We start from the raw sequence: 22590 nt of genomic DNA on the forward strand, positions 1-22590 counted from the left end.
CCTCGACTAATAATATTTATAACATAGCATTAGTATAGAAAAGTTTAACATTGAAATCAATGGCAACTTTAAATGTTAAAGCGTATACGTCCCACAATTTCTAATAAAAATGTTAAAATAAAATAATGGAAAAAATTAGATGATAATGATGAAAGAAGTGAGAAAGAGATGACTGTTGACGCTCGTGAACAGGCAATCATAGAAGCGGTAAAACAAGCAAATCAGCAATGGGTTTCAGTAGAAGTGAAATTATCTCAAACGATGGATCCAATCACTTTGTTTAATGCGACTGAAGAAGCATCAGGCAATCGCTTCTACTTTCGCCTAAATAACAATGATACAGCATTTTTTGGATATCGAAGTGCTGCGCAAATTAAAAATGATTCACCTAATAGACATTCAGTTTTTGAAGCATGGCAAAAAATTAAAAGTGATATTACTTATATTCATCCTGATAGTGATCAGCATCATTTGCGTATTTGTGGAGGTTTTCAGTTTTCTACGCAGCGTACAGGAGAAGCGTGGCAAACTTTTGGTATGAATCATTTCATCGTCCCTGAGGTATTGATTACTCAAGACGATAATAGTGCATATTTAACTTATACAGTTCAACGTGCCGCTTTTTCTATCGATGATTTTCATGCACTTGTCACATATTTTGAAGATTTGAAATATCTTCCGGCTGACTTAAAAAGTATCCCTGAGGTGAAATATATTGAGGATGTACATCGAGAAGCATGGCAAAAACTTGTTGACGACACAGTGACGCAATTAGGAGTGGATGAAAAAATTGTGTTATCACGACAGCGTCATATTGTGTTTGAAAAAAACATACCTATAAGCACAGTTTTATATCAGGCACTTCAAAATGAAAAAAATAGCTATTTATTTGTATTAGAGTCAGAGAAAGCTACTTTTGTATCTCAAACACCGGAACAGCTTTTCAGAGTGGCAGACGGTAAGCTATTTACTAAAGCTGTCGCTGGAACGATACGTCGTACGCATGATGAACAGCAAGATACTGAACAATTAGCACGCTTTTTAAAAGATCGAAAAAATTTAGGAGAGCATCAAATTGTTGTAGATAGTATTCTGGAGGATATCCGACCATTTGTTACAGAAGTCCATTATGATTTAACGCCTAACATCCTAAAGAATGACCACCTTTATCACTTATACACAGAAATAGGTGGGTCACTTGCTATGCACTCTTATATGGGATTGATTGATGTTTTACACCCGACTCCTGCATTAGGAGGATACCCTAAAGCGATGGCACAACAGTATATTGATGCACATGAATTTAATGCACGAGGCTTGTATGGAGCACCAGTTGGCATGATAGACATTGACGATAATTGTGAGTTTGTTGTAGCCATTCGTTCAATGTTGATCAATCAGAATCAAGCGACACTTTTTGCAGGAGCAGGAATTGTGAAAGATTCAGATCCTGTATCAGAAGTAGAGGAAACAGCTTTGAAATTTAGTCCTATGATGGACGCATTAGGAGTGAAGAAAGTTGACTAAGCATCAACAATATTTGACAGAACAAGTATTTCATTTTGCATCTGAACTTTATGCCTATGGTGTTCGTGAAGTTGTGATTAGTCCGGGGTCTCGTTCGACACCACTTGCATTAGCATTTGAATGTCATCCTCATATTAAAACGTGGATTCATCCAGATGAACGTAGTGCTGGTTTTTTTGCATTAGGTCTTATTAAAGGGAGCGAACGTCCTGTTGCCTTACTGTGTACATCAGGAACTGCAAGTGCCAATTATGTACCAGCTGTTGCAGAAAGTGATATTAGTCGTTTACCACTTATTGTCTTAACAAGCGATCGACCACATGAACTGCGCGGTATTGGGGCACCTCAAGCAATTAGCCAAGTTAATATGTTTGAAAACTATGTACGCTATCAATTTGATATGCCATTAGCTGATGGTACGATGACGTGTATTGAAACAAACCAGTATCAGTTAGAACGTGCAAGCCAGTATTTTAATGGTCCACAACAAGGACCTGTACATTTTAACTTACCATTTCGTGAACCATTAACACCTGATTTAACACGAACGAATTTATTAACTACGCATACTTATACACAGCCACATTATCAAAAAAATATCGATGCAACGGTTATAGAACGTACTTTGAGACAACCTAGAGGACTTATTATTGTAGGAGATATGCAGCACCAAGATATTTCACAAATTCTGACGTTTGCTACGGTATATGATTTGCCTATTCTAGCAGATCCATTGAATGGTATTCGAAGTACACAGCATCCTAATGTGATAGCAACATATGATTTGTTGTTACGAGCAGGTTTAGAAATAGAAGCAGATTTTATTATTCGTGTTGGAAAACCTGTTATTTCTAAAAAATTAAATCAATGGTTAAAAGAAACAACAGCCGAGCAAATACTTGTACAGAACAGTTCAAATAGAGACGCTTTCCCAAAAAAGCCAGATTACTTCTTTGAAATGTCTGCCAATGACTTTTTTAGATCTTTAGAAACCATACCGAGTACTTATCGTAAAATGTGGTTGAAACACTGGCAAGAAATGGAACATCAAGCACGTATGGAAATAAAAGGACATCAGCAACAAGCCATAGGAGAAGCAGCGTATGTGAGTCAATTGTTGGATAAGTTGAATGAAACAGATTGTTTGTTTGTCAGCAATAGTATGCCGATTCGTGATATTGATAATCTTTATTTTGAACATACATCACGTATTTATGCTAATCGTGGCGCAAATGGAATTGATGGTGTTGTATCAACAGCATTAGGAATGGCAGTGCATCGTTCAGTAACATTGTTGATCGGTGATTTGGCATTATATCATGATATGAACGGATTATTAATGTCAAAATTAAATGATATTCATATGAATATTGTATTGTTAAACAACAATGGTGGGGGAATATTTTCATATCTTCCTCAAAAAGAACAAGCCTCTGACTATTTTGAGCGCCTGTTTGGCACACCGACTGGATTGGATTTTGAACAAGTCGCTGTGTTATATGACTTAGGCTACAATAAAGTAAATGATAGAGGGGCTTTTCAATATACAGATTTATCTAAAGTATCCTCACATTTGATAGAAATAGAAACAGATAGAGACGCTAACTTTCAAGCACATCAGCACCTCTATCGACGTTTGCGTGAGGTGACGAATGTTACATTATAAATGGCATCCTGCAGAGCAATCAACAAAAAAGACATTAGTTATGTTGCATGGTTTTATTAGCGATCAAAGTACTTTCGATGCCCATATTAAACCATTAACTGCCCATATGAATGTAATATGTGTTGACTTGCCGGGGCATGGTCAAGATACATCGCCAATAGCAGAGGAATGGTCACTGAAATGGATTGGTGAACAACTTCATCAGATACTTGCATCATACACGGATTATGAAATATATATGCATGGTTATTCAATGGGAGCAAGAGTAGCCTTGAATTATGCATTAATATATGGCCATACACTCGGAGGACTTATACTTGAGAGCGGTACAGCGGGTATCCAAGACGATAACGCAAGACATGAACGACGACTTATAGATCAAGCACGTGCAAAAGTGTTAAAATTAGCAGATATTCAATTGTTTGTACATGATTGGGAACAGCTGCCACTTTTTCAATCGCAGCGCTTTTTATCACTAAATGAACGACAGAGAATACGTCAAATGCGATTAGCACAACAACCACATCATTTGGCAAAAGCACTTATTGATTACGGTACAGGAAATATGCCTAACTTATGGCCACAGTTGCCCAACATAAACTGTCCGACCCAACTCATTGTTGGTGAATGGGATGAAAAGTTTGTGGATATCGCACAGCAAATGGCACGTAAGTTATCAAATAGTACACTTCACATTGTACCTAATGTAGGTCATACAGTTCATGTGGAAGATTGTGATAAATTTGATACAATAGTACTGGCATTTATTTTAGCTTAATTAGAGGAGGTTGACCCATGGCGAGACAATGGGAAACACTAAAAGAATATAAAGAAATTAAATATGAATTTTTTGAAGGCATTGCTAAGGTTACAATTAACCGACCACACGTACATAATGCTTTCACACCGAATACGGTACAAGAAATGATCGATGCGTTTACACGAGCACGTGATGACGAGCGTATAGGTGTTATTATTTTAACAGGTGAAGGCGATAAAGCTTTCTGTTCAGGTGGAGATCAGAAAGTGCGTGGTCATGGGGGTTATGTAGGAGATGACCAAATTCCACGCTTAAATGTATTAGATTTACAGCGTTTGATTCGTGTTATTCCTAAACCTGTTATTGCGATGGTTAAAGGCTATGCAATCGGTGGAGGTAATGTTCTACAAGTGGTTTGTGACTTGACAATTGCTGCAGACAATGCAAAGTTTGGACAAACAGGCCCTAAAGTGGGATCATTTGATGCAGGTTATGGTTCTGGTTATTTAGCACGTGTTGTAGGTCATAAAAAAGCACGTGAAATTTGGTACTTGTGTCGCCAATATGATGCACAACAAGCATTAGATATGGGAATGGCAAATACAGTAGTACCACTTGATAAAGTTGAAGACGAAACAGTGCAATGGTGTAAAGAGATATTACGTCATTCACCGACAGCATTACGTTTCTTAAAAGCGGCTATGAATGCAGATACAGATGGTTTAGCGGGATTACAGCAATTTGCCGGAGATGCAACATTGCTTTATTATACAACAGATGAAGCCAAAGAAGGACGAGATGCATTTAAAGAAAAACGTGACCCAGATTTTGACCAATTCCCAAAATTTCCATAAGAATTACAAAAAACAGGCAATGAAACATGCTTAGAAAAGGTTTCATTGCCTGTTTTTTTAATTAAAAGCATGAGGGTAGTGTGTTTGTAAGTATGTTTTTAGACGAGACATACCTTCTTTGAGTTGTGTCATATCATAAGCATAAGAAATACGAATATGACCATGTCCACAGTCTGTAAAGGCGGAACCAGGAACGATTGCGACATGGGCTTTTTCCAGCACATCTACACAAAATGCATAGTCATCATCTGTAAATTTTTGGATATTTGGAAAGATATAAAATGCCCCTTGTGGAATTGATGAAAGTGAAAATCCCATATCGGTAAGTGCAGTAACCAAATAATTACGGCGCTCAATATAGGCATGATTCATTTCTTGAGGTGCATCGACCGCTTCTGTTAAAGCAGAAATGGTCGCTAACTGAGACGGGACATTAGCACATATGCAGTTATAGGCATGCATGAATGTCAATTTTTCAATAAGATACTCAGGACCCGATAAAAAGCCGATACGAATCCCTGTTGCTGAGTGTGATTTACTAAGTCCGTTGATTAATAGCAATTGATCATGTAATTCAGGAAAACTTGCAAAAGATATATGACGTTGATTAAATGTATTTTCTGCGTAGATTTCATCGCTAATAACAAAAATAGGTAAAGTTTTTAATAAATCAACGAGTGCTTGAACTTCATGTTGTGTTAAAGTCATCCCAGTTGGATTGGACGGATAGTTTAATAGAATTGCACGTGTTTTCTCTGTGAGATGTTCTTGAATAGCTGTTGGTGTTATTTTAAGTCCAGTATGACGTGTATCAATAAAGACAGGTACACCCCCGAGAGACTGAATAAGTGGAATATAACCTGCATATACAGGTCCCGGCAACAGGACTTCATCACCTGGATTAATAATACAGCGCAATGAAGTATCTAGTGCTTCTGATGCACCATTTGTAATAATGATTGATTCTGGGTTGTGGTGAATATTAAAGCGTGTTTTGTAATAGTGTGATACGGCTTTTCTAGTTTCAAGTAATCCTTTGTTATGTGAATATGTTGTATGATTATGTTCGATAGCTTGTTGGTATGCTTGCTTTACAAGACGTGGCATTGGAAAATCGGGTTGTCCTACGGTTAAATTCACGACATCTTCCATTTGACCAATTCTACTTGAAAATTGTCGAATACTGGGTGCTTTTAAATGTTGACTAAGATGATTAAGTTCAAGTTTCATATGTATCAAGTCCTTTATATTAAAAATGATTTATTTACAAGGATACCACATTAAAATAAAGACAGAAAACTTAATTTATTAGAAACTTTAAAATAATAATAATCGGATTGAAAACATCAATGCTTGGGTGTTTTCAATCCAATTATGTACTGCTAGTATGATTTGAATGTAGAAGGGCGTTTCAGTTGAACAAAGGGGCTGGTCCATTTAGCAATAAAATCCGTTGACCAAATCCACACAATAAAACACGATAATAATATATTGTAGAGTAATCCCCAAATAGGATGTGCGTCAATAAATGGATAAATTTGTTGTCCACGAATGATCCCTATAAATACACCGTGCAACAAATAAATATACATAGTCCTTGAACCAATATAGGTAAACCAATAGTGACGTTCAGGTACTAAATTGAGAAATGCTAGCATTGATGTCATAATAATAAAATAGAGTAACAAACGCTTGAATGGGCTTAAAATAAGGTCTATACCATCAAGTGCTTTGTAAGGTGAGCTTGCTAATAACCAACTTGAATCGATAGGGTGTATATAATAAATGATAAAAAAGGTCAGCATAGTAATGAGTGATACGGGTATGAATTTTTTATTTCTTATGTATTGACTGAACTGACTCGTATTGAGTAAATAGCCAACATAAAAAATCGGGAAAAATACAAGTGTTCGAGACCAACTTAAATAGCCGTCTACATTTGTCGAAAAACCAGACAGTATGGATACCATAATAGCAATAGGTAAAACATACTGTGGTTTGAACTGACGTATCACAACAATGATAACATTGAAGAAAAAGAGTGTAAGTAAAAACCACAATGCAAAGACAGGATCAAATACATCTAAGTAGACTTTACTATTTTTACCTGTGAAAAAATAATAAAACGAGAAAAAAGCAAAAAAGATTAAATAAGGGCCGAGTAACTTTTTTCCAACCTTTTCAATATAGCCTGCACGTCCCACATCTTTTGCAAAGTAACCAGAAATGAATAGAAATGCAGGCATATGAAAACTATAAATCAATAAATACAGTGCAGTTAAAAAAGGTTGATCGCTCGTATAAGGTTGAATTAAATGACCGAATACGACTAAAGTAATAAGGATTGCGCGTGCATTATCAAAAAATGCATCCCTTTTTTGTACATTTGTCATAATGAGTGAACTCCTTTATTTATCATTCATTACTAAATGTAGTATAACTGCTGTAATAAATGCAATGAATAAACAATAAATAAAGTATATGAAAAAGTGAAGATAAGTATAACCTTATAATATATACTAGTGAATTTGTATTGCTTATATCTTATATTTAAAGTGCTTTATCTTAATTTTAACTTGTAAAACATTATAATAGGAATAGTATTGAGTAAATATTTCTCATTTTTAAGGATATATGGTAAATTGAAAAAAGTACCGTAAAACGAGTGGTATAATTTAAAGTAAAGGATATATAGTGATGACTGACAATAACTTTTCAGAGTTGAAACGATTGCAACATCCACCGAGGTATTTACCGGGCTTAGATGGTTTACGTGCAATATCAGTAATAGGTATTATTATCTATCATTTAAGTGCACAATGGTTACCAGGCGGTTTTTTAGGAGTAGATACCTTTTTCGTCATTTCAGGCTATCTCATTACCTCTTTACTCTTATTTGAATATGATAATTATGGGCGAATTGATCTCATAACATTTTGGATTAAACGATTTAAAAGACTGATACCAGCGATGCTATTTGTAGTGCTTATTTCCGTCATTTATGTCGTCTTTTTTGAACCAGAAATATTAAAGGCAATTAAAGGTGACGCCGTAGCAGCATTAATTTACGTATCAAACTGGTGGTATATTTTTCAAGACATTGATTATTTTGACCAGTTTAAACCTATGCCACTTAAACATTTATGGTCATTGGCAGTGGAAGAACAATTTTATATTTTTTACCCATTAGTATTATTATCTTTATTAAAAGTATTGAAAAAAAAGAAATGGGTTGTCTGGACATTATTGATTATTTCACTATTGTCAGCAGCTTGGATGTTTTATCTATCGATGCCAGATGCAAACAATTCACGCACATATTTTGGAACAGATACACGTTTACAAACACTACTCATTGGAGTGATCTTCGCATTTCTTTGGCCAGCGTTTAAGCTTAAAGCTAAACCTTCTATGGTAAGTCGCAGCATAGTAGATATTTTAGGTAGTAGTGCTTTAGTAGGATTACTCGTTCTTTTTGTTATTGTAAATGAACAGCAATATTGGTTATATAGTGGAGGTTTTTATGCCATATCACTATTGACATTATTGATTATTGCAAGTGTTGTGCAACCTCAAGGGTTACTTGCAAAAGCAATGGGAAATCCACTGTTTGTTTATATTGGCAAACGTTCATATAGTCTCTATTTATGGCATTTTGTAATCATTACGTTTGTTCATAAACACTTTGTAGCGGGTCAGTATCCTTTTTATGTATATATTATTGATGTTGTATTAACACTATTGATGGCAGAAATTTCTTATCGCTATATTGAAACACCATTCAGAAGATATGGTTTACGTGCATTTTATATGAAAGAAGCACGTGTGACCTCTCTTATTCGAACACCATTAATTTTAGCGGCAGTAGTTATGACCACTTTAGTATTGTCAGGTCAGTTTGATAGCTTTGCAAAGCAAGATCAAAAAGCAGCAGTCTATAAGACGTCACAACCACAAGAAAAAAAAGAGCCTGAACCTGATACAGTCAAAGAAGAAAGTGAAAAATCAACTGATACATCATTTGAAGCTAAGAAGTTGTCACCATTATTTATCGGTGACTCTTTAACAGTAGGAATGGGATACTATTTAGATGAACACTACACCACACCAACAATTGATGCACGTGTTGGAAGAACGATGGACGAAGCACTTGATGTAGCTTCTAACTATGCTTCATACAATAAAGAAGGTCAGCAAGTTATTATTCAAATTGGGACGAATGGAGACTTTGATCAGAAACAAATTGAAGCACTCATTAAAATGTTTGATAAAGCTGATGTATATGTGATTAATACTACTGTACCAAGAGATTACCAAGGGCATGTTAATGATTTATTAGCGAAAACAGCAAAAAAACATAAAAATGTTACACTAGTAGATTGGTATTCAGCAGGTATTGGACATACTGAATTTTTTGCGTATGATGGTATTCATTTAGAGCATCCAGGTATTGAACGTTTAGTCCAAGAGCTAGATAAAGAAATTGAAAAAAATCAAACTAAATAAGTATCAAAAGTCATTAATAGTTCTTTAAAAAGGATATTAATGGCTTTTTATTATAAAGATGTTTGATCAGCTATTGTCAATATTTTATATCTTTCGTGATTTACGTAATGAAAGGTGAGGGTATATATTAACAAGCGTAAGTTTGAATATCATAAAAGTTAGACATTATTGTGTCATACATAAAAAAGATAAACCTGATAAAATAGGACTCATCTTTCACATGATGTGTATGTATTCGATAGCGTAATTAAAATAATAATTAGGGGTGTTTTTTTGAAATTTACCAAGTTGACAACACAAGAGTTCGAAAATTTTATTCGCAATAAAAAAGTGCATTATACACAATCTACTGCACATTATGAGTATCGAAATAAGTACCAACACGACGCACATCTCGTTGGTGTAAAAGGAGATAATGGAGAAGTTTTAGCAGCATGTTTGTTGACAGAGGCACCATGTTTTAAGTTTTTTAAGTACTTTTATACACATCGTGGTCCTGTAATGGCATATGATAATGATGAAATTGTTTCATTTTTCTATCAGAATTTAAGTACATATTTAAAAAAGCAGAGAGGTTTGTATATACTTACTGACCCATATCTTCTTGAAAATATCCGCGATGCAAAAGGAAATATTATTGAAACACATACGAATGATCAATTTATAAGGGTAATGGAAAATTTAGGCTATCAACATCAAGGTTATACGGTAGGTTATTCATCTATGAGTCAAATTCGTTGGTTGTCAGTATTAGATTTAAAAGATAAGTCAGAAGACCAATTGTTAAAAGAGATGGACTATCAAACACGACGAAATATTAAAAAAACATATGAAATGGGCGTAGAAGTTAAGACTTTATCGATTGAAGAGACAGAACGCTTTTTTAAACTTTTTCGTATGGCAGAAGAAAAACATGGATTTAAATTTAGAGAGCTACCATATTTTAAGCAACTCCAAAAAATGTACGGCAAACAAGCACAATTAAAACTAGCATATATTGATTTAAAAAAGTTACTTCAAACGTATGAGCAACGTATTCATGAGTTGACAGGGGCATTAATAGATGTTGAAAAGGCTTTAGCTGAAAACCCTAATTCTAAGAAGAATAAAACAAAATATAAACAATTAATACAGCAACTTGACAGCCAAAAGAAAAAAAGAATACAAACTCAAGAACGTATCAGTACAGAGGGTGAGTTACTAGATTTAGCAGCAGCCATTTATCTTCATAATGATTATGAAGTATATTATTTATCGAGTGGTTCCAATCCGGACTATAATGCATATATGGGGGCATATCGTTTGCAATGGGAAATGATTCAGTTTGCTAAACAGAATCACATTGATCGCTATAACTTTTATGGTATTACTGGAGATTTTAGTGGAGAAGCTGAAGATTACGGTGTACAGCGATTTAAAGAAGGCTTTAATGCACATATAGAGGAATATATTGGAGATTTTATCAAACCTATTAGGCCACTGTTTTATCGTATTTACAAGCGTTTAAGAGGATAGGGTTCTCAAGGGGTGTTCACCTTTTGAGATGGGATGATATATGTAGTCTCAACTTTTTGAGGATAATATCTCCATAAATTTAAGTGTTTAAATAGAATTAAAGAGACATAGATGATGTTATTGTTTCTATTGTGAGATGTCTTGCATGAGTGATAAAGAAATGATGATATTTAAAAGAGTGTAAAGCTCACCATGATGACATACCTAAAAAACCAGCTGCTGTACTTCACTGTACAACAGCTGGTTTTTGAAGTTGATTTGTTATTTTTGATATGTGTCAATATCGAAATATTTACCGACTTCACCGATTTGATCGTAGAAGTTTTTCATACGTTTTGCATTATGACTTGCCCATGTAATATCAGTGGCATATTGGTGTACTGCTGGATTTTGAGGGTTCCAGCGCATGCGATACAATGTATTTTGACCGGCACCAATATATTTTTCTTTGATAAATTTAGCTCCGCCAACAATAGATTTGCGCACAGTATCCCAGCCATATGATTCAGCTGTTTTGAAACCATTGCGTACAGCGTCGTGATCAAATGCACCAACACCAAACATGTTGTAATATTTTTTACGACTATCTGTTACCACTTTATCATTGCTTGTAACATAGCCACCATTTGATAATTTAGATGTACCATTACCTGTTTCAAGTAAAGCATGTGAAATTAAATAGATTTCATTGATATTATGTGTAATCGCTGCTTCTCTAAAAGCTTCACCTTGTCCATTTAAAATACCTTTGTTTTTTAATAGCTTATCTAAGTCCGTAGCATTTAAACCTTGATATTGATCGAGTTTTAAAAATTGATAGATTTCATTTGGATCTTTGGCAATGCGTTGCGTGTCCATAGCACGACGCGTTTCTTCACGTGTTGCATTTTCCCATTTGCCAGCGGTACGCTGAATTTGTGGCTTGGGATTAAGTGCATACTGTTTATTAAGTGATTGGTTTAATGAATGATTGACAGCATAATATTTGACTAATTGTGAACGTAAATCAGCTGCTTTAATCCATCCTTTTGTACCATCTTGGAAAGCGCCATAATGCCAAGTGATACCATTGACTACTTTAGATTGTTGAACTGAGAATACATCTTCATAATATTTTTTTAATGCGCCAATCGCTTTTATGTCGCCAGCTTTAGCATAAATGAAACCATTTTCATTAAAGACAAAATAATCATTAGATTGATTTAATGTAATGCCAGATGTGCTAGGCTGCATAGAAGTACGTGTAAATTTAGTTTGAGACGCTATCATTTTTACGGGTGTCAAATCTTTTTGGTTAATCCATCCTGTTTTGCGGTTTACGTTACCATAGACGAACGTATCTTTACCAACAGCAATCGACTTAGATGCGTTAAATGTACGATTTGCTACTTTTTTCAATGTATCAATTTGTTGTTTAGCTGTTCCCCAAGGCATCGCATAAAGACCAGATGTATTGTGATTAACAGTGTACTGCGTTTTTGTTTTTTGTGTTTGACCTAATGTACGTTTAAAGACGTCATCGGCCTTTACCCAACCAAGAGGTGTTTTACCATTCGTATTTTGAAGTAATACATAGTCTTGATTGTTTGCAGATGCTGTTTTAGTAATTTTGTATGTTTTATCCGCAAATCTGGATGCATCCTTTGATGTTTTGTCATAAACAGATGCTTTAAGCCCATTATTCGTTGATTTGAGTTGGCCAATTTGCGAAACGTGCTGACTCACACTTGTTACAGCTTTAGGAACGGATAATATATTTTGGTTAACCCAACCCGCCATGCGATTAACCGTACCATAAACATAAGTTGTATTTGCTACTTTTTGTTGTTTTACAGCTTTAAAAGTTTGATTGTGCTTACCAGCTACTGTACCTGTTATTTGTTTACTTGTTCCCCAAGGTGTTGCAAATAAATTTGTACCACTTGGAATAGTGAAGGTTTTTTGAATATTACGTGCTGCTTCACTTGAGCGATATTTAACATCTTGTTGTTTGACCCAACCTAAGTGTGTGCCAGATTGATAGTCAGTTACTAAATAATAGTTTTGACCATTTAATGATGCTTTTTTTGTAACACGCATCGTTTGATTTGTTGCTGTTGTCTTTTTACCGTGTTGATCGTATACAGAAACGTGTAATCCATTATTTTTAGTGTTGATACGCCCCATACCGGTATCATTAGTGACTTTTAATGGTGAGATAATAGATGATTTTGTTGGTGCTTTAGGCGTACTTGCAATATTGTTGGCACTGATCCAACCCGTTACTTTATTTACTGTACCAAATAACCAATTCGTATTACCGACTGTTTGTTGTTTCGTTGCTTTAAACGATTGATTAGATGTTGTAGATGTTTTACCAATGACTTGTGATTTTGTTCCCCAAGGCACATTGTAAACAGTTGTACTTGGCTTTACAGTGTATTTTTTATTTAATGTTTTTTCAGGTTGAGCACTTTGATAACTTGTATCATTTTTTTGAACCCATCCAAGCAATGCGTTTGTTTTAGCATCAGACATCAAGTAGAATGTTTTACCATTTAAATTTGCTTCTTTAGTGACTTTTAGTGTATGACCTGTTTGATTGGTAGGCTTACCTTTTTGATCATATACAGTAGCGAAAAGTCCTTTATTTGTTTGATTAATACGACCGTAACCTAAATCTTGAGTAACAGTAAGGTTATTTTTGCTCACGGCAGGGCGTGATGATGTATGAGTTGTTGATGTATTCACTGTAGGTGTATTTGTTTTAGAAAATGCAGGGGCTGTAATACCCATTTTTGTTTGATATTTTTCAAGGATAAGATCGTAAAGTTCATTGTAACTATAACCACGAGAATTCAAGTATCCGTGTGGATCGACATGATCTGTACCACCTAAATGTTTTGAAACAGCAAGGTGTGTCCACACTGTTCCTCTGCCATCATATTCTGCACTATCTGGTTTTAAGCCATAGTATTGAAGGTTTGTAGCAACGTAATCCGCCATATTATTCATTTGACGTGCAAAAGAGTCATAGTCATGAACGTGTACAAGCTCCATATGGATAAAACGTTGATTGGCAGCACTACCAGCACCCCAAGCTAAATAATCTGTAGGTTGTGTTTCAATAATGCGATTACCATCAATAAACCCATGAACAAAAGCACTATTATAATTACGTTTCATATAACTAATCTCACCATCAATTGTAGATGAGTCATTGGCAGTATCATGAATAATAATGCCTTCAGGTTTACCAACACCATTACGATAGCCATATTTAGGGAAATGATTTGAATAATCTTGTTCATACGTTGGTACTTTATAGTTTTTATTACGAATATACGTATTGATTTCAGAATTAACCGTTGGCTTGTAAGCAGGTGTTGTTACTGAACGTGGGGCAACAGCTGAACGAAAGGCTGTTGCCGTTGTTGCAGAGCTGCCTTGACCTCCAATACGAGGTGGTGTAGCTTCATTTGGATTATTTGCAACTTCTAAAGCTTTGGCGTTGTCTACTGTCGTTGCTGTATCTTCTACTGTTTGAACGTTATTTTGAGATGTTGTAGCTACTTCTTCTTGATGAACCATCTTGTTTGCTGATGTGTCCATTTCTGTATTGTTATATGTAACAGGTGTTATTTCACCTTCAGTATGCATGTCAATATCATTTTCAGCAATAGGTGCTTCGTCTTCTGTTAAATTTGTTACATCTGTTTGTTGAGACTCAGCTTCTGATGTTTCAGGTGAAGCTGTTGCTACATTTTCATCAGTAGAAGTAACATCCGAAGTTTGAAGGCTTGATGTTTCGGTAGGTGTATTGTTTGTAGTATCTACTTTTGAAGGGTCATTATATGTTTGCGTACCAGAGATCGGTGTTTGTCCTTCAATAGTTTGTTGTTTCGCAACTTCCCCTTGTTGTGAAACGGTAGTGTCATCGAGTACATTGACTGGTGTTTCTTGTGTTTGAACGTTTTCAGCAGCATCTGCGTGCTGGGCAGTAATTGCTGTTCCTGCAATTGTTAAAGCAATGATAGAAGGGGTTTTATACCCAATTTTTTTAACCATGTTACGACTCCTTTTGAACAATTGATTTTATAAGTTTAATAACTCTATTATAGGGTTTTGAGTAGGAAAATAGTGCTTTTTAACTAGATTGTAATTTAACTTTAATATAGGAGAAAGTTGTAAAATATTGTACTAAAAATTTTATATTAAAATTAATGGTTATGATAGCATTTGCAGTGTATTAAAGTGTTTTAGACATATATCTATGCGGAATGCCTGCATCCATAAATGTATCTCCATACACACGATAACCTAAAGACTCATAGAAGGGGATAGCATGCGTTTGAGCACCAAGTTTAAAATGAGAAAAACCATGTTGCGCTGCTATTTGTTCTAAAGCTAAAATAAGTTGTTTACCAATGCCTTGTCCTCGGTATGCTTTCATAACAGCTACTCTTTCGATTTTAGCGGTATCATCCACACTACGATAACGTGCAGTTGCCATAGGTTTTCCTTCTGAGTCATAACCAATAATATAATGCGCAGTTGATTCGTATTCATCTATTTCTTCATCACGAGAAACGCCTTGTTCTTCGATAAAAACGGCCTCTCGGATGGATAATACATCTTGATAGGATTCTTTAGTAGTTACTTCTTTAAACATAAAGTGTCCTCCTTGTTAAAGTGATGTAATTAATAATAGATAAATTTGATACCATCTGCAATTGTTAATGGTTAATGTAAGAAATACGTAAGAAAAAAAGTTGATATAGTAATAGGATAATATAGCAGCGAATGAAGATTGAAAGAGGAGTAGAACTATTAATATCTCATCACGCTCTTTAGCGTACACACTAAGAATAGAATAGGGATGAAAAGGATTTAAATATTTGTAGTTTTTTATAGTGGTTCAATATGTGTTTGGATTATTGTGGGTCAGAGGTAACAAAAAAGAATGGGGGATTTTAAGATAAAAATAAAGGAGTTGAGATTAAAAGTGTATTTTAACCCCAGCTCCGTAAGATATATTTAAAAAGTACTACTGTGCATTTTGTCTAACTAATGCAGTGTATTGCCAGAAAATGCGCATTTGTACGATATTCCAATTGTTCATCCCCATTGTATAGCCAGAAGGTTTGAAAATCTGGACGTCGGTTACTTCCAAAGCTGCTGCTACAAGATATTGTATAGGGACGCTTAATTTTGTCATTTCAGGCGTAAGCCCCTCTTCGTTATAAACCCATGAAAAAGGTAATGGTGCATTAAATACATCGATTGCATCAAAAATTTCAGGAAGAGCAACAATGTAGCAGGCTGCATTGATAATTGGATTTGTTTCACTGTCAGTGTAGTAGAGTAACAATGCTTCATAGTTTTCACGATGTGCATGATTGACATAGAACAATTCTTGACGGAAGTGGGCCATATCTTTACTATGGATAATTTGTTGTTCGAGCATATTAAACATGCCATCAATTTGTTTTAATTTTTCGTGTGTATGGCGTGCCATAGGTGAACCTCCTCATTTCGAACATTAATAATAATCTGCAAAATCCTCGGTATATAGGGATTCAGATTGCTCAGTGTTATATGACGCTTCAGGAGCTGTTGTGTTTTCTGTATCAGATTCAGCTGTGTCTTCTGTACTATTGTTATCGCTTGTATTACTTTTATCTTGAGGCAGAAAAGCTTCATCTATTAAAGAGGTATCAATCTCTGTAAGTGGGAAAATACTGCCATAATAATCAGCAATACGGCTCATTAAAAAGTCATCACGTACTAACGTTTTTAAACCTAAATCTTTGCGCAGTATATTAGATGTTTTAATGAGTTCTTTTTCATTCGGATAGATATAATAAATACCATTCAGTAATTCATTATCGCCTTGAAGTTGTTGTGTTTTAATTGCAACATCACCTGTTAAATATATTTTGGCTAGTGATTGAATTTCTTTGTACGTTAAGTTGTGTTTAGAATTTTTTCCTACAATTTCAATAATGTCATCGAGTTTATGAAGTGAATTCGTTTCTTGAGCTTTGCGGAATAAAATTTTTAGAACTTCCATTTGTCGTTCGCCGCGTTTTAAATCGGAATCTTGTTTTCTCGTACGTGTAATCGCCAAAGCTTGATCACCATTTAACAATTGTTTTCCCTTTTTGAGTTTTATACGTCCCTGATCTGTTGTATTAGGTTCGTTTAAATCATAGGGGACGTCGTATTCAATACCGCCAAGCTCATCTACCGTTTTTACAAATGCTTCCATATTAATTCGTATATAGTAATCAACTGGTACGTTTAAGGTTGCTTCTACGGTGTCCATTGATGCTTCAGGACCACCGTAAGCATGTGCATGAGTAATTTTATCGTTATAGCCAACTTGTGGGATATAGCTTAGTGTGTCACGAGGAATACTTAACATTCTGATTTGTTTTGAGTCGGGATTAAATGTTGATAAGATAATGGCGTCTGTTCGTGATTGTGATGTACTTTGACCATTTTCTCGTCTAGAACTACTGTCATCAATGCCTAAAAACAGAATAGAGACAGGATCTTTTGATGCATTAACTTCTGTATTTCTGAGTTTTGATTGACGCATGTCAGATTCAGAGAAAGAATGGTCGAAAGCCCCTTTGGATGAACTGAATAACATATAAGTAAAAATTGCAGGAACAATGATGAGCATTAGGGATAATGCATATAATAAATATTTAAGTCCTCGATTCATCGATAATTGCTCCTAGTTAATGTTGTTTTACATATGATTACTTATTGTATAGTATTTAATAGACGATTTTCAATCATTTGAAATATTTTACAGCTTAAAACTAAGGTGTATAGAAGGCTTAATTGATAGAAAAAACCTAGTGAATAGAAGTATAGGGTTTAATTGTTAAAATTTTATGTCATTTTCAATATCGATCACGAGTATTACATTTTGTTCGCAAGACTTGATGTTATAATACAGATGATGTTTCGGAGGTTAGAATAAGATGTATTAAAATTTTGGTCTTCTTTCTCTGATTTTATTTATAACTTAATAAGAAAGGTGTTTGGCATTATGTATGCAGAATGGTTAGCACGTTTGGACGAAAGTATGGTACGTGATTTTTATGAAGTGCAAACGGATGAAGAGCGAAAAGCAGGTTTTGATGATACACTTTCTTTTGGAACAGCAGGTATTCGTAGTACATTCGGTTTAGGGCCTGGTCGTTTAAATAAATTTACAATTCGAAAAGTTGCACTAGGTTTGGCACACTACTTATTGACAAAGAGTGTAACCCCCACAGTAGTTGTTCATTTTGATACGCGTTTGTTGTCTGCATCATTTGCAGAAGAAATATCTAAAGTGTTAGCGACAGAGGGCATACAGGTAATATTACCAACGACATATAAATCAACACCTGAGTTGTCATTTGCGGTGCGTTATTTAAATGCGGATGCAGGCGTTATGATTACCGCAAGCCATAATCCAAGCCATTACAATGGGGTCAAGGTTTATGGCGCAGATGGGGGTCAGCTGTTACCAGAGCAGTCAGCGTGTTTGAGTGATTACATTAATAGTATTAATGCACCTTTGGCAATAGAAGCACATTCACTTGAAATATTAAAAAAGCGTAAAAAGATTTTGCCACTTAAACCAATCGTGACAAATGCTTATCAGAATAAAGTTTTATCATTAGTAGGGAAGATATCTGATAGAGGAGCTAAAATTGTTTTAACAAGTTTGCATGGTACAAGTTTACCGTTAGCCACGCATTTATTGACAGCGGCAGGCTTTACTAATTATGTTGTTGAAGAAGAACAATCGCAGCCTAATGGACACTTTCCAACTGTTAAGAGCGCAAATCCAGAGGAGCAGTCTGCTTTTGATCATGGTATTGTACTTGCACATAGAGAGAATGCATCATTAATTATTGCGACAGATCCGGATGCAGATCGTTTTGGTATTGTTGAGCGCTACGAAGATGGAACAACACGTTATTTTAATGGGAACGAGATAGGTTTACTATTAATGAAGTTGCGTCATGATACGATGAAGTCGACTAAAAATCACTATTATGTAGTTAAAACAATAGTAACAAGTGCGCTCAGTGAAGTTTTAGCACGTGCTTTGAATATTGAAACGGTCAATGTTTTAACAGGTTTTAAATATATTTCTAATATTTTAGAACAAAAGTCAGATCAACTGGATCAACTTGTTCTCGCCTACGAAGAAAGTCATGGATATCTAACATTTCCGTTATCGAGGGATAAAGATGCCATTCAGTTTATCCCTCTACTGGTAAAGTATAAACAACAGCTGACAGCACAAGGATTAACATTCAGAGACGTATTGAATACGATTTATGAACAATTTGGTAGTTATCATGACTTAACACTATCTCCTCAATATGATGGAGAAGCAGGACGTCATAAAATAGAACAAGTCATGACATATTTCAGACAAAATACTTTTAAGCAACTGGCAGGTTTAACAATAAAAACGAAAGAGGATTATTGGACGAGAGAGATTACTGATATGAAGACAGGTAGTTTAGCTCAGACGACTTTGCCGCAAGCGGATGTTATTCGCTATACTTTTGAAGAGGGTTTTATAGCGTTAAGACCTTCAGGTACAGAACCGAAGATGAAAGTTTATTTTTCATTAAATGTTGATTATTTTGATGATATCGTACAAAGGTTTCAAGAGGCTTACTTAGATTAGCAATGATCATGATACAAATAAGACTTTAGACTGATATTTTAAATTTACGCATAAATTATTTTAACGAGGGTATTAATCTAACAAACAAATAATTGGAGGCGTATTATGAAATTTAAAATATTAACACTTTTACTTTCGGCAGGTATTGTTTTAGCTGCATGTGGTAATGATAAAGATGACAGTCAACAAGCCAATCAACAAGATGATAAGCAACAAACAACACAATCATCAGATCATAAAGATACAAAAGATGATGATCAACAGGAAATGGATGATACAAAAACAAATCATACAACAGGACAAACAATTGCAGTAAAGGACATTGAAACAGATCCTAAACAAGCGATTGAAACAGCACAAACAGATTTTGATGGTAAGCTGAAAAAAGTAGAATATAAAAATGATATGGGTGAATGGGTTTATAAGGTTGAACTTGTAAATAATAAAGAAGAAGCTGAAGTTAAAGTTTCAGATAAAGACAATAAAGTATTACATACTGACAAAGAGATGGATGAACATCAAAATATGGATGATACATTAGAATATAAAGAAGCGATTTCGTATAAGGAAGCCGTGAAAAAAGCACAAAATGAAATGAACGGTGACTTAAAGCAATGGCAATTGAGTAAAGATGATGGAAAACTCATATATGAAGTAGAGCTTATTGATCAAAATAAAGAAATTGAATTCAAAATCGATGCCAAAACAGGTGAAGTGCTTGAAATGGAGCATTAAATAAAGCCGTTTACTTATTGAGGTGGGATAGTATATGCTGTCTCACCTTTTTGGTATACAAAATTATAATCTCAAGTGCCTAAATGAAAGGCTCCATGATATGCTTATGTGTAGTGATATATAATTCGAAATAAAAAGTTTTAGTATTCAACCTATTAATATTGTGATCTGTAAGCAAAGTATTATAGCGATTAACAGTATAATCAATAAAGCGAGCTAGGAATGATTCTAGCTCGCTTTATATGCGTTGTATTAAACTGCAACACTTAAACGTGGTACGAATGTTTCAAAGTGAATTCTATTTTCGTCTACACCAAGTTCTTGCAACTCTTGAATCATTGATTGTAAGAATGGCGTACCTCCACAGATATAAACTTCTGTGTCATCTGTTAAATAATCTTTAAGTTCAGCAGCTTTTAAATAACCTTCTTGATCACGTAAATGTGTATGAAGTTGTGCTTCTTTAGCTTCATTAGTGATTTTATCAAGTTCAGATTTAAATGCAACATCTTTTTCTGAGCCAGCTACATTGATAAATTTAACATTAGATCCTTGTTGAGCTGCATGACGATACATAGATACTAATGGTGTAACACCAACACCAGAACCTAAGAAGAGTTGTGGTTTTTCAGGATTGTGTACTTGGAATCCTCCAACTGGTGCAGATAGATTGATCATATCGCCTTCTTTGAATTCATCGTGAAGGATTGTTGATACTTCACCTTCATGGTTTTCACTTACTTCGCGACGTACACCAAATGTAATAAAGTTTTTACCACCATCAATGATAGAATAGTGACGTTTTGCGCGATATGGTAATTTTTCGCTTTCAACATCTACTGTAATATATTGTCCTGGTATAAATTGGCTTAAATCTTGTTCGTCTGATACAACAGTGAATGATTTGATATTGTGTGTGATTTGTTCAATTTTGTCAATCTTAAATGGTTTAAATCCTTCCCAAGCCATACCAGCATAGATGTCTTTTTCAATAGAAATAAATGCATCAGCAATGACACCGTATGCTTTAGCCCATGTTTGGATAATAGGGTGGTTTTCATCTACACCTACAACATCTTGAATCGCTGCCAATAAATTTTCACCAACGATAGGGTAATGCTCTTCGCGTACATCTAAAGCACAGTGTTTGTAACCAATTTCTTTAACGACTGGCACGATGGGTGTAAAGTCTTCGATATTCATTGCAGCTGCTAATACAGACTGTGCAAGTGCTGTTGATTGGAATCCTTTTTTCTGGTTGGTTTGGTTAAACATATTACGTAGTTCAGGATGTTGATTGAACATTCTATTGTAGAAACGTGATGTGATTTCTGTTCCTTTTTCTTTTAATACAGGAACAGTTTCTAAAATAATCCCTTTTTCTTCTTGTGTTAACACAGCAAATCACTCCTTAAAGGTATTTACAATATATATTATTCACTTAACCATATTAGAACTCAAGATAAATGTATGAGTCATATGGAAGTGATATAATCAACAATAAAAATTTAAAACTTTAAGCCCATAGTAGGATATCATCTTGCTCCAAAAGCTGTATAATAGTCTTCAAACAGGACATTCAGAATGGAGGACAACAAAATAACATGAATAAATTACTTCAATCATTATCAGCCATAGGTGTCTCAGCAACACTTGTTACACCAAACCTTAGCGTGGAAGCAACAACGAATACTGTTCCATTTATCAAAGGTCTAGAAGATGAAGTCGTTAAAGTTGGTCAAACTTATAACCCATTAGCTGGTGTTACTGCGTATGATAAAGAAGACGGTGACTTAACTGATAAAATCAAAGTCAACGGTTACTTCGATACGTCTAAAGAGGGGACTTATCAACTTGAATATCAGGTGATGGATTCAGATGGAGCCATTGAAACATCATCACGTACAATCAAAGTTGTCGATGCACCTCAATAGAGTATTGTTTTTAAGGTAGGATGTTCGGTGAAGTGTCTCCTCATTCTACCTGTTTTATATTTCCTTCTATGGTTCTGCTGTTTATGTTATACATTTTTTCACAATCTCACTATTAGCAAATTCCCTATATCTCTAAATCAAAACCCCTGTTTTTATTGATAAACATTTTCAATTAGATATATTAAGAAAGCGCTACCATTCCTTGGTAACTCTATTATTCATCATATTTTGGGTATAATCTAGTTGTTTAAGGTATTTCACAAAATGTACACATATTTTTAAGGGTGCTTTCAACCCACGCCACGCCTAGAATGGTAGGATCTTCTATTATTTTTATACAACAAAATGACAAAAAGCCTCTTGTAAATATTACATATTATTTTAAAATTGGTATAAGCCCT

16 protein-coding genes are annotated in these 22590 nt (G+C 34.8%); 9 read left to right on the forward strand and 7 right to left on the reverse strand.

The genetic code is table 11. The features are described 5' to 3' along the window. Positions 1 to 168: 168 nt before the first annotated feature. From FGL66_RS02655 to menB, 4 genes are read left to right on the forward strand one after another with little or no spacing between them, the layout of a single operon-like run. Complete coding sequence (locus tag FGL66_RS02655; RefSeq protein ID WP_180810070.1) at positions 169 to 1527, forward strand: isochorismate synthase; 1359 nt, start codon at positions 169 to 171, stop codon at positions 1525 to 1527. After that, entirely contained in the window at positions 1520 to 3193 is a 1674-nt protein-coding gene (gene menD / locus FGL66_RS02660; RefSeq protein ID WP_180810071.1) for a 2-succinyl-5-enolpyruvyl-6-hydroxy-3-cyclohexene-1-carboxylic-acid synthase, read from the forward strand. The genes FGL66_RS02655 and menD overlap by 8 nt, the downstream gene beginning before the upstream one ends. Then, positions 3180 to 3971, forward strand: coding sequence for a 2-succinyl-6-hydroxy-2,4-cyclohexadiene-1-carboxylate synthase (gene menH, locus FGL66_RS02665; protein WP_180810072.1), 792 nt, complete (start codon positions 3180 to 3182; stop codon positions 3969 to 3971). The genes menD and menH overlap by 14 nt, the downstream gene beginning before the upstream one ends. Before the next feature lie 17 nt (positions 3972 to 3988). After that, positions 3989 to 4807 carry a 1,4-dihydroxy-2-naphthoyl-CoA synthase gene (menB, locus tag FGL66_RS02670; RefSeq protein WP_180810073.1) on the forward strand — a complete coding sequence of 273 codons (819 nt, stop codon included), beginning with the start codon at positions 3989 to 3991 and terminating at the stop codon, positions 4805 to 4807. Positions 4808 to 4864: 57 nt separating this feature from the next. On the opposite strand, the gene FGL66_RS02675 is transcribed toward menB, so the two are convergent. Together FGL66_RS02675 and FGL66_RS02680 are read right to left on the reverse strand one after the other, a co-directional pair. Next, positions 4865 to 6037: an aminotransferase class I/II-fold pyridoxal phosphate-dependent enzyme gene (locus tag FGL66_RS02675; protein ID WP_180810074.1), complete on the reverse strand. Its 1173-nt coding sequence runs from the start codon at positions 6035 to 6037 to the stop codon at positions 4865 to 4867. 152 nt (positions 6038 to 6189) lie between these two features. Then, the gene (locus FGL66_RS02680) at positions 6190 to 7200 is read right to left on the reverse strand and encodes an acyltransferase family protein (protein ID WP_180810075.1); all 1011 of its coding nucleotides are present in this window, start codon (positions 7198 to 7200) and stop codon (positions 6190 to 6192) included. 304 nt (positions 7201 to 7504) lie between these two features. Between FGL66_RS02680 and FGL66_RS02685 the strand changes: the two genes are divergently transcribed. Further along, a complete protein-coding gene (locus FGL66_RS02685; RefSeq protein ID WP_180810076.1) occupies positions 7505 to 9313 on the forward strand; it encodes an acyltransferase family protein in 1809 nt (602 codons plus the stop codon). Between the two features lie 273 nt (positions 9314 to 9586). Continuing rightward, positions 9587 to 10828 carry an aminoacyltransferase gene (locus FGL66_RS02690; RefSeq protein ID WP_180810077.1) on the forward strand — a complete coding sequence of 414 codons (1242 nt, stop codon included), beginning with the start codon at positions 9587 to 9589 and terminating at the stop codon, positions 10826 to 10828. Between the two features lie 261 nt (positions 10829 to 11089). On the opposite strand, the gene FGL66_RS02695 is transcribed toward FGL66_RS02690, so the two are convergent. From FGL66_RS02695 to FGL66_RS02710, 4 genes are all read right to left on the reverse strand, one after another. Continuing rightward, positions 11090 to 14875: an N-acetylmuramoyl-L-alanine amidase gene (locus FGL66_RS02695; RefSeq protein ID WP_180810078.1), complete on the reverse strand. Its 3786-nt coding sequence runs from the start codon at positions 14873 to 14875 to the stop codon at positions 11090 to 11092. A gap of 181 nt (positions 14876 to 15056) precedes the next feature. Continuing rightward, positions 15057 to 15479, reverse strand: coding sequence for a GNAT family N-acetyltransferase (locus FGL66_RS02700; RefSeq protein WP_180810079.1), 423 nt, complete (start codon positions 15477 to 15479; stop codon positions 15057 to 15059). Between the two features lie 375 nt (positions 15480 to 15854). Continuing rightward, positions 15855 to 16325: a DUF2538 family protein gene (locus FGL66_RS02705; RefSeq protein WP_180810080.1), complete on the reverse strand. Its 471-nt coding sequence runs from the start codon at positions 16323 to 16325 to the stop codon at positions 15855 to 15857. A gap of 24 nt (positions 16326 to 16349) precedes the next feature. Continuing rightward, the gene (locus FGL66_RS02710; RefSeq protein ID WP_180810081.1) at positions 16350 to 17540 is read right to left on the reverse strand and encodes an LCP family protein; all 1191 of its coding nucleotides are present in this window, start codon (positions 17538 to 17540) and stop codon (positions 16350 to 16352) included. 333 nt (positions 17541 to 17873) lie between these two features. Between FGL66_RS02710 and FGL66_RS02715 the strand changes: the two genes are divergently transcribed. Both FGL66_RS02715 and FGL66_RS02720 read left to right on the forward strand, forming a co-directional pair. Next, positions 17874 to 19520: a phospho-sugar mutase gene (locus FGL66_RS02715; RefSeq protein WP_180810082.1), complete on the forward strand. Its 1647-nt coding sequence runs from the start codon at positions 17874 to 17876 to the stop codon at positions 19518 to 19520. Between the two features lie 105 nt (positions 19521 to 19625). After that, positions 19626 to 20255, forward strand: a complete 630-nt coding sequence (locus tag FGL66_RS02720) for a PepSY domain-containing protein (protein WP_180810083.1) — start codon at positions 19626 to 19628, stop codon at positions 20253 to 20255. Positions 20256 to 20507: 252 nt separating this feature from the next. On the opposite strand, the gene FGL66_RS02725 is transcribed toward FGL66_RS02720, so the two are convergent. Continuing rightward, complete coding sequence (locus FGL66_RS02725) at positions 20508 to 21653, reverse strand: globin domain-containing protein (protein ID WP_180810084.1); 1146 nt, start codon at positions 21651 to 21653, stop codon at positions 20508 to 20510. Between the two features lie 206 nt (positions 21654 to 21859). Between FGL66_RS02725 and FGL66_RS02730 the strand changes: the two genes are divergently transcribed. Beyond that, positions 21860 to 22189 (forward strand): DUF5011 domain-containing protein, encoded by a 330-nt coding sequence (locus tag FGL66_RS02730; protein ID WP_180810085.1) that lies wholly within the window; start codon positions 21860 to 21862, stop codon positions 22187 to 22189. The last annotated feature ends 401 nt before the right edge of the window (positions 22190 to 22590 follow it).

Source organism: Staphylococcus sp. 17KM0847, assembly GCF_013463155.1.
Classification (GTDB): domain Bacteria; phylum Bacillota; class Bacilli; order Staphylococcales; family Staphylococcaceae; genus Staphylococcus.

What these genes read in the sequence shown, in the direction of transcription:
- FGL66_RS02685 (WP_180810076.1), top strand. Translation starts at nt 7,505, where the DNA reads ATGACTGACAATAACTTTTCAGAGTTGAAACGATTGCAACATCCACCG.
- FGL66_RS02700 (WP_180810079.1), bottom strand. Translation starts at nt 15,479, where the DNA reads ATGTTTAAAGAAGTAACTACTAAAGAATCCTATCAAGATGTATTATCC.
- FGL66_RS02730 (WP_180810085.1), top strand. Translation starts at nt 21,860, where the DNA reads ATGAATAAATTACTTCAATCATTATCAGCCATAGGTGTCTCAGCAACA.
- FGL66_RS02695 (WP_180810078.1), bottom strand. Translation starts at nt 14,875, where the DNA reads ATGGTTAAAAAAATTGGGTATAAAACCCCTTCTATCATTGCTTTAACA.
- menB (WP_180810073.1), top strand. Translation starts at nt 3,989, where the DNA reads ATGGCGAGACAATGGGAAACACTAAAAGAATATAAAGAAATTAAATAT.
- FGL66_RS02675 (WP_180810074.1), bottom strand. Translation starts at nt 6,037, where the DNA reads ATGAAACTTGAACTTAATCATCTTAGTCAACATTTAAAAGCACCCAGT.
- FGL66_RS02705 (WP_180810080.1), bottom strand. Translation starts at nt 16,325, where the DNA reads ATGGCACGCCATACACACGAAAAATTAAAACAAATTGATGGCATGTTT.
- menH (WP_180810072.1), top strand. Translation starts at nt 3,180, where the DNA reads ATGTTACATTATAAATGGCATCCTGCAGAGCAATCAACAAAAAAGACA.
- FGL66_RS02710 (WP_180810081.1), bottom strand. Translation starts at nt 17,540, where the DNA reads ATGAATCGAGGACTTAAATATTTATTATATGCATTATCCCTAATGCTC.
- FGL66_RS02655 (WP_180810070.1), top strand. Translation starts at nt 169, where the DNA reads ATGACTGTTGACGCTCGTGAACAGGCAATCATAGAAGCGGTAAAACAA.
- FGL66_RS02680 (WP_180810075.1), bottom strand. Translation starts at nt 7,200, where the DNA reads ATGACAAATGTACAAAAAAGGGATGCATTTTTTGATAATGCACGCGCA.
- FGL66_RS02715 (WP_180810082.1), top strand. Translation starts at nt 17,874, where the DNA reads ATGTATGCAGAATGGTTAGCACGTTTGGACGAAAGTATGGTACGTGAT.
- FGL66_RS02720 (WP_180810083.1), top strand. Translation starts at nt 19,626, where the DNA reads ATGAAATTTAAAATATTAACACTTTTACTTTCGGCAGGTATTGTTTTA.